Genomic DNA, 16896 nt, shown 5'->3' with positions numbered 1-16896 from the left:
CAGGTTGAGTCCTGCTCGGCCCAATCTGAATCATAGTGAAGACATTGTTCGCGAAGCGCTCATGGCAGTACGCGACCAGGTTGTTGAGCTGATCTATCAACCACTCTTTCCCGTCGCCTGGCTCACCGAAACGAGCCGAGGAAACACTGGTGAACGCCACACGTCCCTCGTGACACTTGACCCCTCCGGGAAGACCGTGACCGTTGATGTTGTTCAGGAACTGAACGCCAGCATCCTCATGGCCTCCCTTGCTCGCGCCGCACGCCACGAAGAAATCTCCCGAGGAAAGCTCTCGGGGCTCTACCCGCGCGGAGTTGCCGCCTTCCGGAAGGACTGGCAGGAATTCCTTGACGCCTGCCCCAGCGGGCTCGTCTCCTACCCGCGGCTGATTGTCATGGCCGTGGAGATCGGTGACGATGTCAAGAACGCACTTGATGCTCTCGTTGGCGCCAACATCGAGGTGCACAGGATCGAACTGCACGAATCCCGCACCGGGATCCTCGTTTCCCTCGAAGAAGTCCGTGCCCACGAAGCCTCATTCCTTGCCATCGGACAGGCCGCCCGCACGGCCGAGATCGCACCCGAATCTGAAATCGGGAGCCTCGCGGGAGCGATCACCGCGTCGAGTGCGCGTTCCGATGCTGCCTCCGCCATCACCGCACACAGCCCCGACGAGGACACGTACCATTACGGCGAACCGGACGGGGGCGTTGAGGAGCACCTCGACCAGGTGAATTCCGAGGCCCACACGGACCGTGCCCAGGGCGACTCATCCCAGACCGAGAACGACCAGCAGGGTGCCGAGGAAACGCATGGTGGTAGCGCCCACGAAGCAGGTGGGGAAGCCCAGCAGGACGCGGGTTTCGAGGCCGGTGATGGGTCGGACCAGTTTGCGAGCGCTGACACAATCGCCGATCCCTCAGATCTGCCCGGTAGCTTCTTCGGAATTCCACATGCCACCCCTCACGGCGACACCGATGAGTCTGAGTCCTCGCGTGAGCAGTCCGAGGAATCCGCAGATGCATACGCTGAGGACGATGCTGAGCAGGAGGCGGAGGAGCACTTCCAGCAGGTTGGGTTCACACCTGACGGAACGGGCGTCGCCTCAGCCGATGAGACAGCTAGCTGGTTCGGTGTTTCTGACGAGACGTCAGAGTTCAATCCCGAGAGCGTCGAATGGCCGGAGCGCGTCACGGAACTGCAGAAGGTTGCTGAACGGCACGGTTCGTTGACCCTCACGTTCAAGTCCCTCCGCAGGCGCGTCAACGCCACCGCAACGCTTACCGATCAGGGTGAGATCGTGCTCGAGAATGGCGATTCGTTTAGCGATCCCGACCAGGCGGCTTCTGCTGTAGCGGAGCGTGAGATGGACGGCTGGAAGAACTGGAAGACCGCTGACGGCACTCGCCTCGGCGACCTGCGCAGCTAGCTTCCACCATTTCCCCGCGGTGGATTTGTCCCCACCGTTTCCCATGCAAACATCTAGAACACACTACTAGTCTGGCACTTCCCCCGGTGACCGGGCGTGGACAACCTATCGTATGGAGAATGCTCATGGAACCCGTTCCAATGAAAATCGGCCTGTACTACTTCGAGAAGGTCATGACCACGCAGTCAGATCCGGTGGTTCTGACTATCCTGCCCGGACACATCAGGGTTGAGGGAGATCGAGGCGTACTCCTCGATACTCCGGCCCAGGCAGCAACAGTTAAGTACGGGAGGTTGGTCGGCACCATTGAAATCAGGACGCAAAGAGCAAAGTACCTGTTTGCGGCCCTCGGGACAGCGTCTTCCCAGCCCCATTCTCCCGAACAGATCCGCGAAGTCGCAGAAGCTCAGCAACGCGCTGCAGAAGATCCCGGAGCCTCAACAATCGAGCTCAGCCAGATCTCGTGGGCCGGCCAGCAAACGTCCGTGGACGGTAGCTACGGAGGTGGCATGAAGTCTTCGACGAAGGGTGATGCTGGCAATCAGAAGAAGATTGGGAAGATTGTGACCGACGCTCTTCTGGCCGTTGGAGTGCAGAAAGCCTGAGTAGGCGTAGTTATTGCTATCTCAACCGTCAACTGTCACAGTCAGGCTTATTCTCTCGGCGGCCTGACGTAGGTTTTAAGCCAGCGTCTGATCTCCCCGAAAGCTTGGGAGCGGATACTGCGACGTGAGAGCGTGACGTCGTGGATTGCGCCCTCGAGGCGGATCAGTGTCGTCACCCGCCCCAGAGACGGCACACGGCGCCAGATCTGCTCAACATCCAGAACCGTGTCGGCTTCTCTCATGCCGGGCGACCACTTATCCGAGAACAGGGACCTGTTCGAGGTGAGCACGATCGTGGGGCAGGAAATATCAAGTCCCTGAGCGACTTGGCGGTGCCCGTGCAAGATCGCCTGCAGCCAGCCCGCACGGATTGGGGTGGACGGATATCTGCGCCACTCCCTGTTGAACTGCCAGCCCCCGTGCGTAAACGGATCATCATCCTCAGCAGGAGCCGGCTCGGACTCATCCCGCCATGCAGTCAAAAGCCGATTGTAGAAACCGTTGTCAGGGATAGGCAGGATCACCTCGGGTGAGATCCGTGCGAGGGAATCGATGATCGGGGTGCCGAGTTGACGAACAATGGTCGCTCCCTGGAACTCCAGCCACGGCGCATTCAAAACGAGTCCCGATAGGGCACCCGGATGCCGGTCCGCCCACAGTGCCATGGTGAGCCCGCCTGTCGAGTGGCCATAGAAAACGAGGGGGATCTCCCAGCCGTGGATCTGATAGATCACGTCGAGAGCCGCGTGAATATCCTCATCGTATTCCGACAGGTTGGTGACGAATCCGGGGGACTGGTGCGAGCGTTGGGAGCGGCCGTACTTGCGCAGATCAATGGCGTAAAAGGCCCCACCCGCACTCGAAATCACCCGTGCGAGCTCGGACTGGTAAAAATAGTCATTCCAGCCGTGCACGGCAAGAAATGCAAACGACGGTGACGTGGGGGTGTAGGAAAAAGCGAGAGCATCATCTGCTGGTACGTGCCGCACGAGCGTGGTCACCACCTCCCCTTCATCATCATCCAGCAACGGGAGGGTCACGCATTCAAAACCGGGACCGAGAACATCGTGTGACCACATGAAATCATTCTAGGCGGGAAACGAAATCCCGCCCGTCAAGAACGGGCGGGACATCTGTTTACTCTTGGATTGGATTGGAGTGGTCCCCGACGTGTTGGTGTTGCTGGCAAGCTGACATCGGGGCTAGCCACGATTGAGACTTACTCTCGTGGCCTGGTCGCGGCTGAGGCGAGGAACTCTGCCAGGATTGTTCCCACCTGGTCGTCTTCCACGAGGAACCCGTCGTGACCGTGGTCTGAATGAATGGTGATGACACCATCGCAGTTCTTCAGGGAGGAGGCGAGATGATCCTGCCCATCGGGGTGGAAGAGCCGATCCGAATCAACAGCAACAACGAGGGCCCGTGCGGTCATGTCAGCCAAGACCTTGTCAACACCGCCGCGGCCACGGCCGATTGAATGGGTCATGAACGCCTCGGTGAGTGTCAGGTACGAGTTCGCGTCGAACCGGGCTGCCAGCTTGTAGCCGTGATAGTCGAGATAGGACTGGACGGCGAAACGTCCCCCCGTCATCGGATCCTCGCCCTCCTGGGGGGTGCGATCGAACCGGGAATCCAGTTCGGGAGCGCACCGGTAAGTAGTGTGGGCAATGGCGCGAGCAAGTCCGAGTCCCGCGTGCGGGCCGTACCCGGGGTCAGCATCGTAGTAGTCACCGCCCCGCCAGGCAGGATCCAGCTCGATCGCAAGGATCTGCTGGTGTGCGTAAGCGATCTGCTCAGCCGTTGTTTCGGGAGCCGAGACCAGAACAGCGATCTGCTCGACGTGTTCGGGGTAGGTCGCGGGCCACTCCATCACCCGGTGACCGCCGGCCGATGCTCCGGCTACGAGATGCCAGGAGGAGATGCCGAGGTGGTCCATGAGGGCCTTCTCGGTTGCCACCTGGTCACGGACCGTGATTCGGGGGAAGCGGCGCGCCCAGGGCTGACCGTCGGGATGGCGGGAGGCGGGGCCGGTCGTGCCCTGACAGCCACCGAGCACGTTGGATGCGACGACGAAGTAGCGGTCCGTGTCGATTGCCTTGCCGGGGCCGACAATGCCCGGCCACCAGCCTTCCGTACCATCGTCGTTGCGGACGTGAGAGTCACCGGTTAGAGCGTGGCAGAGCAGGACGGCATTGGTGCCGTCCCCATTCAGCTCCCCCCACGTCTCATAGGCCACTGTGACGTCGAGAGACTCCCCCGACTCGAGGACCTGGGTGCCAATATTGACGAACTTGCGGTCGCCCGGGTCGTCCCCCTCCCGCCATGCCCCACTGGCGGGCAGGTCGCGGAAACGGGAGTGTGGGCGATAACCAGTATCCGCATCCGGAATCGGGGCAGCATCAGTGATCCGCTCGGGCGGGTGACCAACAAGGAAAGAGGGAGAACGATCCATAACTAGGCGAGCTTCTCGAAGGACTGCCTGAGATCGGCGAGGATGTCCTCGATGTCCTCAAGACCAACGGACAAGCGGACCAGGCCGGCGGGTGCACCAGCCGCCTCCAGCTCGTCTTCGGTGAGCTGCGAGTGTGTGGTCGATGCGGGGTGGATGACGAGCGAACGAACATCGCCAATGTTGGCGACGTTCGAGTGCAGTTCGAGACCATCAACGAACTTGACGCCGGCCTCACGCCCGCCCTTGATGTTGAAGGCGATCACGGAACCGGCACCCTTCGGGGTGTACTTCTGAGCCTGCTCGAAGAACGGGGAGGAGGGTAGGGAAGCCCAGGTAACGGACTCGACGAGGTCGTGGTTCTCGAGGAACTCGGCAACGACCTTCGTGTTTGCCAGGTGCTTCTCCATGCGGAGCGACAGGGTCTCAATACCAAGACCAATGAGGAAGGCGTTGAAGGGGGAGATGGCGGGGCCGACGTCACGCAGGAGCGTGGTGCGGATTCGGGTGACGAAAGCACCCGGACCGAGATCGCCCCAGGTGATGCCGTGGTAGGAGGCATCCGGTTCGGACAGGGTGGGGAACTTGCCGGACTTCCAGTCAAAGTCGCCCTTCTCAATGATGACGCCACCGAGCGAGGTGCCGTGACCGCCGAGGAACTTCGTGGCCGAGTGAACCACAATGTCTGCGCCGAACTCGAAGGGACGCAACACGTAGGGCGTTGCGACCGTGTTGTCGATGATGAGGGGGACACCCTCGGAGTGAGCAACATCGGCGATCGCCTCGATGTTGAGGACCGAGCCGCGAGGGTTCGGGATCGACTCACCAAAGAAAGCCTTCGTGCTCTCATTCGCGGCCGCACGCCACGACTCCGGGTCGGTCGGATCCTCAACGAACGTCACATCCACGCCGTAGCGGGGGAGCGTGTGGGTGAGGAGGGTGGCGGTGCCGCCGTAAATCCAGGGGCTTGCCACAATGTTGTCGCCAGCCTGAGCGATATTGAGGATCGCGAGAGTGGTTGCTGCCTGACCGGACGCAAGGAGCAGGCCGGCGGCTCCGCCTTCGAGTGCCGCAATGCGATTTTCAATCGCGCCCTGGGTGGGATTGGTGATTCGGGTGTAAATGTTGCCGGGTTCGGACAGGGCGAAGCGACCAGCTGCCTGAGCAGCATCGTCGAACACAAACGAGGTGGTCTGGTAGATCGGCAGAGCACGTGCGCCAGTCTCCGAATCGGGAGTCTGTCCAGCGTGGATCTGCAGAGTGTCAAAGTTCCAGTTTTCTTGGGTCATGATTTTCTCCGGGACATGGAGGGCCAAAGTTGTGTCACAACTCCAGCCTCTGTTGTTGAACAATAAATGGGGCTGGCCGATGAGCGGGCGCGCATCGGTGCGCGCAAAGAGATGCGCGCTCTAGTTACACATTCGGAACATGCTCCCGACACTAAACGCTGACGCCAACCGCGCCAACTCAAGTCCCCGAAAGTCTCACGAGATGGACGAAAGGAACCAGAACCAAATAGTGATGTTCGTCACATCTCGAATTTCTAACGACAGAAAACAATCTGGTTAAATTTCAGATTTCCCCGAGTTTTCGCAGGAAAGTCTATCCATGTGACAAATGTGAAGGATGTGAATGCTGTGGAGGATGGAGAAAATGTTTCAATTGAGTCTCGATTGGTATACCGTCTATATCGGTTAAAAGTTTCAGATTCGGCTCGGTCAAGACGACACGCCGAAGGACAGGGAAGGCGAAAGTGGGCAAAGTAGGCAGGCGCGGTTTCCAGGCAACATTTGCTCTGGCTATCGCGGGAAGTATGGTGATGGCCGGTAGTGCCGGACTCGCGGACGATGGTGAAGACGACATCCCACCCTCGGCATATACGGAAATGTCACTCGCGGAACTCGAGGCGGAACTCGCCAATCTCTCCGCGCAGTCCTCGACGCTCGCCGAGGCGGCAGCGGAAGCCGAGAGCAACCAGATCATCGCCCAGGCAGACCTGTCCGAGTCGATCACCGAAGCCATGGATGCGCAGGACGCATCGAACAGGGCTCAGGAAGAAGTCGAGATCGCTCGCGAGGAGCTCGGTAACGTCGGTGCCGCCATGTACCGTGATGGCGCCACCGCGGTTCCCTTTGGCTCCTACCTCAATGCTTCCTCACTGTCCGAGGTCAACGCCCGCCAGGACGCATACAACCGTCTCGGCCAGTCAGCTGAAGCAAAGCTCCAAGAGTTCGAGTCCAAGCTCAACCTGGCGGAAGTCATGGAAGAGCAGGCACGGGAAGCAGCCGACCTCCAGGTCGAAGCCGCAACCGCAGTAGACGACGCGGCACGCGAAGTCTCCCAGGCATTGCAGGCCGCCTCGGAGCAGCTCGCTGAAGCAGAAGCTCGGCGCGACCAGCTCGTCACCCTCCTGGCAGAACAGAAGGGTGTGGAGCGTGAAGAGGAGCAGGCCCGCATCGATGCCCTCGAAGAGGAGCGTCAGAAGGCCGATGAGGAGAACCGCCAGCGCCTTCTCGACCAAGCCCAGCAGCAGGCCGATGCCAAGCAGGCAGCGGCGGCAACCCAGTCGCAGGCCAGCCAGCCGCAACCGGTTGAGGAAGTAGCTTCCCCGGAGCAGACCGCTCCCGCACCGGAAACCTCCGAACCCTCGACTCCGGTCCCGAGCACCCCCGCTCCCACGACGCCGGCACCAACCACTCCGGCTCCCACGACTCCGGCCCCGACGACGCCCGCGCCGGCACCTGCACCTACGCAGGAGCCGAGCCCGACGCCAACCCCCGACCCCCACACCTACCCCGACGCCGACTCCGACCCCCACGCCGAAGCCGGAACCCACCCCGACTCCGACACAGCCGACGAGCAACGTTCGTAACTCGATCGTGTCGTACGCACGCCAGTTCGTTGGCGCCCCCTACGTCTGGGGTGGCATCACCCCCGCAGGTTGGGACTGCATCGGATTCGCTCACTACGTGTACGCACACCACGGCATCACCGTCGCCAGGTCCTCGTACGGCGCGCAGTTCAACGGCACCTACGTTCCCGCCTCCCAGGCTCGCCCCGGCGACATGATGTGGTGGCCAGGCCACGTCGGCATCTACACGGGCAACGGCTCCCACATTGCAGCCTGGAACCCCTCGATGGGAACCCAGGAACGTGCGGTCTGGGGAAGCCCCATGTACCGCAACGTCGTGGGTGACTAAGGAAACAGCCTGCTGACGCTCAGTGCGCGCAGACCGTGAGCCAGCTAAGTATAAAAAGTTAATGGGTGGTGACTGGAACGAGTACCTGTCGCCACCCATTCGCCTTACCTCTCTTGAATAGGGCAATCCGCTTCACCCCACCTCGCTCCAGTACTTACCAACATCAAGTGCCTTCCCATAGTGCCACCGCGGAGAGGGAACTCGCCGCGTGTGCCAATATCTTCTTCGTGCCCCTCAAGAGCTGTTTCATTAGTATGTAGGGTTCATGCGGGAGGGGAGCTCCATCTCCTCCCTCGAGGGCGGTACCTGTTCGCGGACTATACGCTTGATGCGCCTCAATCGTCCCGGGTGGGGAGGGGCGTATGCGCAGGGAAAGGTTGGATTGGCTGCCGAGGGGCAAGGCATCGCTATCGAATACCTCCGCCCTGATTTTCAGGATCGGCTATGCGTATCGAACATTCGACGTACTACGAACCGGGGTTAAGCGCCCGGGTAACCACATCAGCATCAGCGACGAATTCCTGTCCGTCATGAGCCGCAATGTTACGTTACTTATTCTGTTTTTTCGTCCTCGCTCTGGCAACGGCCTGCCAATGGTGGGTATCTAGTTTTCCGTGCTAATGCGGCTTGGGTTGGCCACACCACGGGGTAAAGGGGTGGTGGCCAGGACCCTTCCCGCCACGTCCTGATCTTCCTGCCCACGGTTATTTATTCATGGGAACCCTCGACCGCCTCGGATGGATTCCAAGCCATACCGTAGGCATCGCCATGATGATCAGCAGCGCTGTTGCCTTTGACCGGTTCACTTAAGCCGTGGTGCAGATACAAGAACCGAGTTTGAACCCGGAAACCCGTAGTGCATCGTCAAGAGCCGGAGCAGGAAACGGATGAAAGTAGTACAAATGGGGGCAGACAAAGACGGTGGGCCTGGGATAGTTTCGAAGAAGGATCCGTGAGGGCCGTTCCTTTAGGAGACCCCTAAAGCGCTGAAGAGTGGAATTGCTATTGTCGCAAAGGCGCATGTCGTTAGGGAAACACGCGAAGCGGCTAGCCCTGCGCCAGTTTCAGGTGAGCGGCCGAGACGAACTTCCCGCGCGGTTATCCCATCTGCATAGGGAGCACTGAGAGCCTAGCGTTTACTAGACTTCCTCTGGAAAATTGACATGGCTAAGGTCGAAGGTGTGGAGGACGAAAGGGTGAAAAATGAATGGGCGATAATAAAAACGTGAGTCGACAAGGAAAAGTTCCGTTCCGAGCTCTTGACAAGGCATTCTTTGGCATCGGTCTCGCCCTGTGCTTAGCGGCGACAATCTATACTGGACTGATTTACGGAAGCCTGCCCGATACGATCCCCACGCATTTTGACTTTTCGGGGAAGGCGGACGCCTGGGGGGCGAAGTCGAGTATCTGGATCGGCCCGATCATTACGCTCCCCACCATCCTCGTCATCGTTGTCGTTTCCATGTTCAATACGAATACGACGAAGAACGGCAAGGTGCTTTCGCCCGAGGGGAACGTCAAGGTTGTGGATCATATGCGCAGAATGCTATCCCTGATTAGCCCTTGCATAGGAGTGATCTCCTGGGATCTTGTCCTGTCCATGTCGGGAAAGCTCACGGGGAATCTTCTCATCCTGGTGGCGATTGGCGGCATTCTTGCTGTCGCAATTGGCTACAGCTTGGTGATATGGAGGGTCATGTCGAAAGACCCGGGGGTGGAAGGGAAAGAAGGCCCTTTCCTCTAGAAAGCTCTTCCGTCACGGCTCCGGATAGCGGGAGCCGGGCGGTAAGGGAAGCGGTCGCTCGTAAAACGGGAAAAGCCCGTGCCCAAAATCAAGTTTGAACACGGGCGTGCCCTACAGAGCCGGTTCAATACCGGTGGCGAAGCTTAGTGCTCGTCGTAGTAGCCCTGGTCGATGGCGCGTTGGTAGGAAGCACGGATCTCTTCCTCGGCTGCCGCGCGATCCACCCAGTGAGCCCCTTCGACAGACTTGCCGGGTTCGAGGTCCTTGTAGACCTCGAAGAAGTGCTGGATCTCGAGACGGTGGAATTCGGACACGTCATCGATGTCCACGCGCCAGGAGGCACGCTGGTCTGCGGCGGGTACGCACAGGACCTTGTCGTCACCGCCCGCTTCGTCCTTCATGCGGAACATGCCGAGCGCACGGCAACGGATGACACAACCGGGGAAGGTGGGTTCCTCGAGGAGCACCAGTGCATCCAGCGGGTCACCATCCTCGCCGAGCGTGTTGTCGATGAAACCGTAATCATCCGGGTAACGGGTTGCGGTGAACAGCATACGGTCGAGGCGAATGCGACCAGTTTTGTGGTCGACCTCGTACTTGTTCCGGTTGCCTTTGGGGATCTCGATGGTGACATCGAACTCCAGCATGGCGCCTCCTTCGGCTACAGGGTCCTTGTGGTGAACAGTGATCGAACGTGACAAACTAATAATGTGAAGGCACGATCGCAGGCAGGTATTGTTGCTGTCCTGATTCTACTGGGTGGATACGTCATTGCGGATGCAGTTGACGTGGCGCCCGGAATCCTGACGGCAGCGGACAAGCCGTTAGAACCCCGAGCCTACCCTGAAGTGACCGATTTTGATGTTAATGACGCAGTCGTTCCGCAAAGTGAGGACGGAGAGAAACTTTCCCCAGAACGCATCGAACAGGTCGCGGCTGCCCTCTCAGAAGACTCAAGGAACACGGGCAGCACCTCGTTTGTGGTGCGTGACCTGCAAGGAAACGTTCTCTATGACCTCTCCGCGGAGCGGGGGCGGATGCCGGCCTCGAGCATCAAGGTACTCACCAGTGCCGCGGCACTGAACGAACTCGGTCCCGACACGACTTTGGAAACAACGACCGTCCTGGACGGAGACAAGCTCTATTTCGTTGGCGGGGGAGATATTTACCTCTCCGAGGGAGCAGGAAACCCGGCCTCAATCACGGGCAGGGCCGGGCTCGCCGACCTCGCCGATCAAAGTGTATCCACACTCGAGGCCGCGGGATTAACGTCGATCGAGCTCGTTGCCGACTCGAGCCTGTTTGTTGGCCCCGACTATCACGAGAACGTTCAGGGTTCGGACCAGGTTTTTATCATGCCGATGAGGCCCATGGCGGTGAACGGCGGCATGATCGAAGGACAGCACGTTGCGAATCCCGACTTGCACGCTGCCGAGATCTTCGCCGATCACCTGCGCGACCGCGGGATAGAGGTCTCGACCGTCAACACCGGACCGGCACCCACGATCACCGAGGCTAACACTGCCGGGGTCGTGCACTCCGCACCCGTGCGGGAACTTGTGGACTACACACTCACCATGTCCGACAACTCCCTCGCTGAAGCACTTGGCCACCTCGTTGCTGCTCACCGGGGCCTGGATGCGAGCTTTGGAGGATCGGCCCAAGGAGTCCAAGAATCCCTTGCCGAACAGGGATTCGACATGACAGGGGTGACGATCTCGGATGCGGCGGGTCTGTCGATCGATAACCGAGTCACCGCGAATCTGCTAACCGAAGTGCTGGCAAAGGCCGGCTCATGTACCGACTGCGACCTCTCCAGCATGCCCCACGCCCTCCCGATCGCCGGATACAACGGGACGTTGGCAGGCAGGTACGATGGGTTACCCTCCGAAGGGCTCGTCCGAGCCAAGACCGGGACCCTGATCAGAGCCAACTCGCTCTCCGGATACTTCACCACCCTGGAAGGGGAAACTCTGACTTTCTCAATCCTCATTGACGAGCTCGAACCCGGCACCACACAAATCGTGCGTCCAGCCATTGACGACGCCATTAACGCTCTTGCGACGGGGGCTGAATACAGTGCAGATTGATCCCGCCATTGCCTATCGGAGAGTCCGCCAACTCTCCGGATCCGGCCCCACCATCACCCCGGCCAAAGCCCAGGCTGTGGCCACGGGCCTGCGCAGGTGCGCGAGACTCGCCCCCGCAATAGTTGCGGAGCAGACGCAGATGCACGAGCATCTGGAAGCAGTCGAATCAAAGCCCGTTGCCGTCCTCGCAAGACCGGGATGGGCACAGGCAACCGCACTTTCGGTCGCACCCTTCCTCGACACCATTGTGGAAGGACCCGTGCAGTCCCGCCTCGTCTCCGAAGAGCTGGGACTTGCCCTCGCGGTCATGGCCCCCCGCATCCTCGGACAGTACGATCCCTTTGCGCTCACTGCTCTGCCAGGGCAGGGCCTGCCGATCGAGGGCAGGCTCCTCCTCGTCGCCCCCAACGTGTGGGACTTCGCGTGCGACTGGAACCTCGATAGTCGCGACGTTCACCTGTTTGTTTCCGTCCACGAGTTCACTCACGCATTCCAGTTCACGGCAGCCCCGTGGCTGAAGGACGTCCTCGTGTCCAAGGTCATCAGCACCCTCGATGGCGATGAGGCGTTCATGATGCATGAGCTGGAGGACCTCATGGCGATCATGTCCGTCCTGGAAGGACATGCCGAGTACGTGATGAACACGGTGCAGATCGCGCGGATCCCCTCCCGTAAGCGCATCACCGCCGCCATCAAAGCCCGCCGTCAATCCGGTTCCGCAGTCTCTCAATTCGTGAAGAAAATCTTCGGTTTCGACCTCAAGGTTAACCAGTACGAGGACGGTGAACGGTTCGTTTCCCACGTCGTGTCCGCGGTCGGCCACGACGGATTCAACACCATTTGGGAGAATCCCCTTAACCTCCCCACGGCCGCTGAACTTAAGGACCCGCTGTCGTGGCGCCAGCGCGTGCTGTCCTAGCGGCACGCCAGGCAGTTCGCGCAGTCCTCACCGATTGTTCACCGGGGGAGCGCGTGCTCGTTGCTTGCTCCGGCGGATCGGACTCCTTAGCTCTAGCCCTCGCGGTTGCGGCCGAAACCCGACGCTCTGCCATTAATGCCGAAGCGATTACCGTCGATCACGGAATCCTGGATGGTTCAGACCAACGTGCACAAGAACTCGTCACTCGGCTTTCGGATTACCTGCCAACGGTGGCGGTCCAGGTGAATGTGGAAGGACTGGAAGGACCCGAGGGGAATGCGAGGACCGCACGATACGGCGCGATCGCTAGCCGTGCTCGGGAACTGGGCGGGCCAGCTCTTGTCCTGCTGGGCCACACGCGTGATGATCAGGCCGAGACCGTTCTTCTTGGTCTTGGCCGGGGGAGTGGGCCACGCTCAATCGCCGGTATGAAACCCACGGGAACCCTACCCGGTGCGGACGACGTGCATTTCGTCCGCCCCTTCCTTGGCCTCGACCGTCACACGCTGCGCAGGGCCTGCTCGGAGTGGGGCGAACAGTGGTGGGATGATCCCAGCAATAGTGTGGATGGCCCGTGGCGAACAGCGGGTGGGGCTCCGCTCCGTCGCGCAGCGGTCCGCGAGCGAGCAATCCCAGCACTGTCGGAAGCTGTTGGGCAGGATGTTCGTGGCCCACTTGCTCGCACCGCCCACCTCCTTCAAACCGATCTCGACTATCTTGACGGTGTGGCGCGGGAGGCACTGGCCAGTGCCAGTGCAACCGGTGCTGGCCGTACAGGGGATGTCGACGGCAGTGCAGGCGATTCCTATGAGCTTGATGTTGAGTGGTTGCGGGCGCAGCATCCCGCCATTAGAACCCGCGTGATCAGGCTGTGGCTGATTGCGGGTGGGGCACGTGCTGGTGAGCTGACGTCCTGGCACGTGGACAGTGTGGAGAATCTTCTGCATGGCGAGACTGGCAAGGGAATTGATGTTCCCGGCCTTCGCGCTGTGAGAACGCGGCACGGTTTGAAACGTGCCGTGGAGTAGCATGTTGAGCTAGTGGTAACGCAAGAAGGGACTGCCGTGGATTCGACGGATATGGGAACGGATCTTTCCAAGATCCTTATCACCGAGGAGCAGATCGATAGCCGACTGGCTGAGATGGCTTCCGACATTGACCGGGACTACGAGGGCAAGGAAATCCTTGTGCTTGGCGTTCTGAAAGGCGCAGTCATGGTCATGGCCGACCTGGTACGGAAACTGCACTCTCCGGTCACGATGGACTGGATGGCGGTCTCGTCCTACGGTTCGGGAACGAAATCATCCGGTGTGGTCCGGATCCTCAAAGACCTCGAAACTGACCTCCAGGGGCGCCACGTTCTCATCGTGGAGGACATCATCGATTCCGGGCTCACCCTGTCCTGGCTGAAGTCCAACCTGGAATCGCGCGGACCCGCCTCGGTCAAGATCGCGACCCTGCTGCGCAAGCCGGAAGCCGCGACAGTCGACATTGAGGTGTCCTACGTTGGTTTTGATATCCCGAACGAATTCGTTGTCGGATATGGCCTCGACTATGACGAGAAGTATCGTCACCTACCGTTCGTTGGCACCCTAGCCCCGCATGTTTATGGCGGATAACGGCAACCGTCGACGACAGCCCGGCAATGACAAGCCGTGGCTGGGCGAGACACCCCAGGTCCGTCCCGGATCCCAGGGCGGCCCCGAACATTACCCGGGAGAAGATGGCGCAAAGCTACCCGAACCAAACAAGCCCGGTACCGGTAAGCCCGGCCAGGGCCCCGGCCCCAACCAGCCCGGCTCCGCCCTTCCCGATCAACCCCGTCTCCCGCATCGCGGTCACGACCAGGGTCCACGTAGCGGCGGTACCAAGCAGGGTCCGCAGGGCTCTAAAAAGACCCGACCCGGAAAAAACCAGGGGAAGAACCGGCAGGGCAAAAACCAGTCCGGTAAGAACAATCAGGGAAAGAATCAGCCGGACAAGCGTAGCTGGATGCCCTGGATTGTTGTTCCGCTCGTTGCTCTAGCCACGTACTTCATGTTCTTCAGTCAGGGTGAGTACAAGCCCGTCTCCACATCGGAGGGCCTGTCCATCATCCAGGAACACGATGTCGAACGGGTCGTGGTCACCGAAGGTGCGCAAACCGTTCGCGTTGACCTCAAATCCGAGGTCCAGGCCATGGATGAAGAGGGTAAGAAGCAGGATGTGGGAGACAAGATCGTCTTCCAGTACATCTACGCGCAAGCCGATGACGTCATCGCCGCTGTCGAGGGAGCCGATCCCGAGTTCGGTTACGACAGTTACGTGCCACAGGAATCGTTCTGGACAACGGTGCTGGCGATGCTCATCCCCTTCCTCCTCATCATCGGAATCTTTTTCTTCATCCTCCCCAAGATCCAGCAGGGCGGCATGGGAGGTTTCGGCAAGGTTCGTGCCGGCAAGGCCGACATTGATAAGGAAATGCCGGACGTGACCTTCGCGGATGTTGCCGGTGCTGATGAGGCAGTGGAAGAGCTCGGCGAGGTCAAGGAATTCCTTGAGAATCCCGAGAAGTTCCAGGGCATGGGAGCCAAGATCCCGAAAGGTGTGCTCCTGTACGGCCCTCCCGGTACCGGTAAGACTCTCCTCGCGAAGGCGGTTGCCGGGGAAGCTCAGGTTCCGTTCTTTTCGATCTCGGGTTCCGAGTTCGTAGAAATGTTTGTGGGTGTGGGTGCTTCCCGTGTCCGCGACCTCTTCTCCAAGGCGAAGCAGTCCTCGCCCGCCATCATCTTCGTTGACGAAATCGATGCCGTTGGACGCTCCCGCGGAGTCGGTATTGGTGGCGGCAATGACGAGCGCGAACAGACCCTCAACCAGCTGCTGGTTGAAATGGATGGCTTTGATGCCACCACGAACGTCATTCTGATTGCCGCAACGAACCGTCCCGACGTTCTCGACCAGGCGCTCCTTCGTCCCGGTCGCTTCGACAGGCAGATTGCCGTTGATGCTCCCGACCTTCCCGGACGAACCAAGATTCTCGAAGTTCACGCCGAAGGCAAGCCGATCCAGGCGGGTGTCGAGCTCGAGTCCCTTGCACGCCGCACGCCTGGATTCACCGGTGCGGATCTCGCAAACCTTATGAACGAGGCGGCGCTCCTGGCAGCCCGTCAGGGGCAGAAGGACATCACGCTCGACGATCTCGACGAGGCTATCGACCGCGTGATTGCCGGCCCGCAACGCCGCACCCGGGTTATGAACCCGAACGAGAAGCGGATGACCGCCTACCACGAGGGTGGGCATGCTCTTGCTGCCGCGGCGCTCCACCACACGGACCCGGTCACGAAGGTGACGATCCTGCCGCGTGGTCGCGCACTCGGTTACACGATGGTCATGCCCACCGAGGACCGCTACTCCACGTCCCGGAATGAGCTCCTTGATCAGCTTGTCTACGCGCTGGGCGGTCGCGTTGCGGAAGAGCTCGTGTTTCACGACCCGACAACGGGAGCCTCGAACGATATCCAGAAGGCCACGAGCATAGCCCGGAAGATGGTGACCGAATACGGGATGTCCTCGCGGGTGGGGGCGGTGCGTCTGACCGCGGATGATTCCGATCCCATGACCGGGGGCGGCGGGGGCCGCGGTGCCGAATACTCGGACCGCATGGCTCACATTGTTGACCAGGAAGTGCGCGCCCTCATCGATGCTGCTCATGACGAGTGCTGGCAGCTCATGATCGAGAACCGTCACATTCTTGACGAGCTTGCGGGCCGTCTTCTCGAGAAGGAAACTCTTCTCGAAAAGGAGCTTGCCGAAATCTTCGAACCGGTTAAGAAGGCTCCCGAACGATCCCTGTGGCTGAGTTCGGACGAGCGGCCGGTCACTCATATTCCGCCCATTGATTTCCCTGGAGAGCAGTCATGAGCTTCGATTCGGAAGGCGTGGAGAAAGCCATTCGCGATCTCCTGGTCGCTATTGGTGAGGACCCGGACCGGGATGGGCTTAGGGATACTCCAGCCCGCATGGCACGTGCCTACAAGGAAATGTTCTCTGGGCTCCACGAGGACCCGACCGAGGTGCTATCCGCCTCGTTCGATCTGCACTACGAAGAGATGATCCTTGTCAAGGACATCTCCGTTTATTCGGTCTGTGAACACCACCTTCTGCCCTTCTACGGAACCGCCCACGTCGGCTACATTCCGGGCAATGACGGAACCGTGACAGGACTGTCGAAACTGGCTCGCCTCGTTGACGGCTACGCACGCAGGCCCCAGATCCAGGAACGACTGACATCGGAAGTGGCGGACGCACTCATGGACCCGCTGGGAGCAAGGGGTGCCATTGTTGTCGTCGAGGCAGAACACATGTGCATGAGCATGCGCGGGGCCCGCAAACCCGCCTCCCGCACCGTTACTTCTGCTGTGCGCGGCGTGATGCGGAACGCTGCCACGCGTTCTGAGGCCATGAGCCTCATCATGAGCTGA

15 protein-coding genes are annotated in these 16896 nt (G+C 60.2%); 11 read left to right on the top strand and 4 right to left on the bottom strand.

The window, feature by feature from the left end; translation table 11 throughout:
• Positions 1 to 61 precede the first annotated feature (61 nt).
• Both BN1241_RS05095 and BN1241_RS05090 read left to right on the top strand, forming a co-directional pair.
• Complete coding sequence (locus BN1241_RS05095; protein WP_054952622.1) at positions 62 to 1429, top strand: DUF4357 domain-containing protein; 1368 nt, start codon at positions 62 to 64, stop codon at positions 1427 to 1429.
• A 125-nt stretch (positions 1430 to 1554) separates the two neighbouring features.
• Positions 1555 to 2034, top strand: coding sequence for a hypothetical protein (locus tag BN1241_RS05090; RefSeq protein ID WP_147599282.1), 480 nt, complete (start codon positions 1555 to 1557; stop codon positions 2032 to 2034).
• 47 nt (positions 2035 to 2081) lie between these two features.
• Here BN1241_RS05090 and BN1241_RS05085 read toward each other — a convergent pair whose 3' ends face one another.
• The 3 genes from BN1241_RS05085 to BN1241_RS05075 form a co-directional block, all read right to left on the bottom strand.
• Positions 2082 to 3113 (bottom strand): alpha/beta hydrolase, encoded by a 1032-nt coding sequence (locus tag BN1241_RS05085; RefSeq protein WP_054952620.1) that lies wholly within the window; start codon positions 3111 to 3113, stop codon positions 2082 to 2084.
• A gap of 140 nt (positions 3114 to 3253) precedes the next feature.
• Positions 3254 to 4486 (bottom strand): homoserine O-acetyltransferase MetX, encoded by a 1233-nt coding sequence (gene metX, locus BN1241_RS05080; RefSeq protein ID WP_054952619.1) that lies wholly within the window; start codon positions 4484 to 4486, stop codon positions 3254 to 3256.
• 2 nt (positions 4487 to 4488) lie between these two features.
• Entirely contained in the window at positions 4489 to 5772 is a 1284-nt protein-coding gene (locus BN1241_RS05075) for an O-acetylhomoserine aminocarboxypropyltransferase/cysteine synthase family protein (RefSeq protein WP_054952618.1), read from the bottom strand.
• A gap of 464 nt (positions 5773 to 6236) precedes the next feature.
• Here BN1241_RS05075 and BN1241_RS12765 point away from each other — a divergent pair, with 464 nt between their 5' ends.
• From BN1241_RS12765 to BN1241_RS05055, 3 genes are all read left to right on the top strand, one after another.
• Positions 6237 to 7355, top strand: coding sequence for a coiled-coil domain-containing protein (locus tag BN1241_RS12765; RefSeq protein WP_154665174.1), 1119 nt, complete (start codon positions 6237 to 6239; stop codon positions 7353 to 7355).
• 7 nt (positions 7356 to 7362) lie between these two features.
• The gene (locus BN1241_RS05065; protein WP_054952616.1) at positions 7363 to 7683 is read left to right on the top strand and encodes a C40 family peptidase; all 321 of its coding nucleotides are present in this window, start codon (positions 7363 to 7365) and stop codon (positions 7681 to 7683) included.
• 1225 nt (positions 7684 to 8908) lie between these two features.
• On the top strand, positions 8909 to 9427 hold the full coding sequence (locus BN1241_RS05055) for a DUF1648 domain-containing protein (protein WP_187117598.1): 519 nt from the start codon (positions 8909 to 8911) through the stop codon (positions 9425 to 9427).
• Positions 9428 to 9570: 143 nt separating this feature from the next.
• Here the strand turns inward: BN1241_RS05055 and BN1241_RS05050 are convergent, their stop codons facing one another.
• Positions 9571 to 10071, bottom strand: a complete 501-nt coding sequence (locus tag BN1241_RS05050) for an inorganic diphosphatase (RefSeq protein WP_054953809.1) — start codon at positions 10069 to 10071, stop codon at positions 9571 to 9573.
• A 66-nt stretch (positions 10072 to 10137) separates the two neighbouring features.
• Between BN1241_RS05050 and dacB the strand changes: the two genes are divergently transcribed.
• The 6 genes from dacB to folE all read left to right on the top strand — a co-directional run bounded on the left by dacB (position 10138) and on the right by folE (position 16896).
• The gene (gene dacB, locus BN1241_RS05045) at positions 10138 to 11517 is read left to right on the top strand and encodes a D-alanyl-D-alanine carboxypeptidase/D-alanyl-D-alanine endopeptidase (RefSeq protein WP_054952613.1); all 1380 of its coding nucleotides are present in this window, start codon (positions 10138 to 10140) and stop codon (positions 11515 to 11517) included.
• Positions 11507 to 12436, top strand: coding sequence for a zinc-dependent metalloprotease (locus BN1241_RS05040; protein ID WP_054952612.1), 930 nt, complete (start codon positions 11507 to 11509; stop codon positions 12434 to 12436). Before dacB ends, BN1241_RS05040 begins: the two co-directional genes overlap by 11 nt.
• Positions 12412 to 13464 carry a tRNA lysidine(34) synthetase TilS gene (gene tilS, locus BN1241_RS05035; RefSeq protein ID WP_077138285.1) on the top strand — a complete coding sequence of 351 codons (1053 nt, stop codon included), beginning with the start codon at positions 12412 to 12414 and terminating at the stop codon, positions 13462 to 13464. Before BN1241_RS05040 ends, tilS begins: the two co-directional genes overlap by 25 nt.
• Before the next feature lie 36 nt (positions 13465 to 13500).
• Complete coding sequence (gene hpt, locus BN1241_RS05030; RefSeq protein WP_054952610.1) at positions 13501 to 14055, top strand: hypoxanthine phosphoribosyltransferase; 555 nt, start codon at positions 13501 to 13503, stop codon at positions 14053 to 14055.
• A gap of 373 nt (positions 14056 to 14428) precedes the next feature.
• Complete coding sequence (ftsH, locus tag BN1241_RS05025; RefSeq protein ID WP_147599444.1) at positions 14429 to 16336, top strand: ATP-dependent zinc metalloprotease FtsH; 1908 nt, start codon at positions 14429 to 14431, stop codon at positions 16334 to 16336.
• Positions 16333 to 16896 carry a GTP cyclohydrolase I FolE gene (gene folE / locus BN1241_RS05020; protein ID WP_054952608.1) on the top strand — a complete coding sequence of 188 codons (564 nt, stop codon included), beginning with the start codon at positions 16333 to 16335 and terminating at the stop codon, positions 16894 to 16896. The genes ftsH and folE overlap by 4 nt, the downstream gene beginning before the upstream one ends.

It is taken from the genome of Flaviflexus massiliensis (genome assembly GCF_001375495.1).
GTDB lineage: Bacteria > Actinomycetota > Actinomycetes > Actinomycetales > Actinomycetaceae > Flaviflexus > Flaviflexus massiliensis.
Note: the sequence above shows the minus strand (reverse complement) of the source record. Positions and strands in the feature narration are given on the sequence as shown.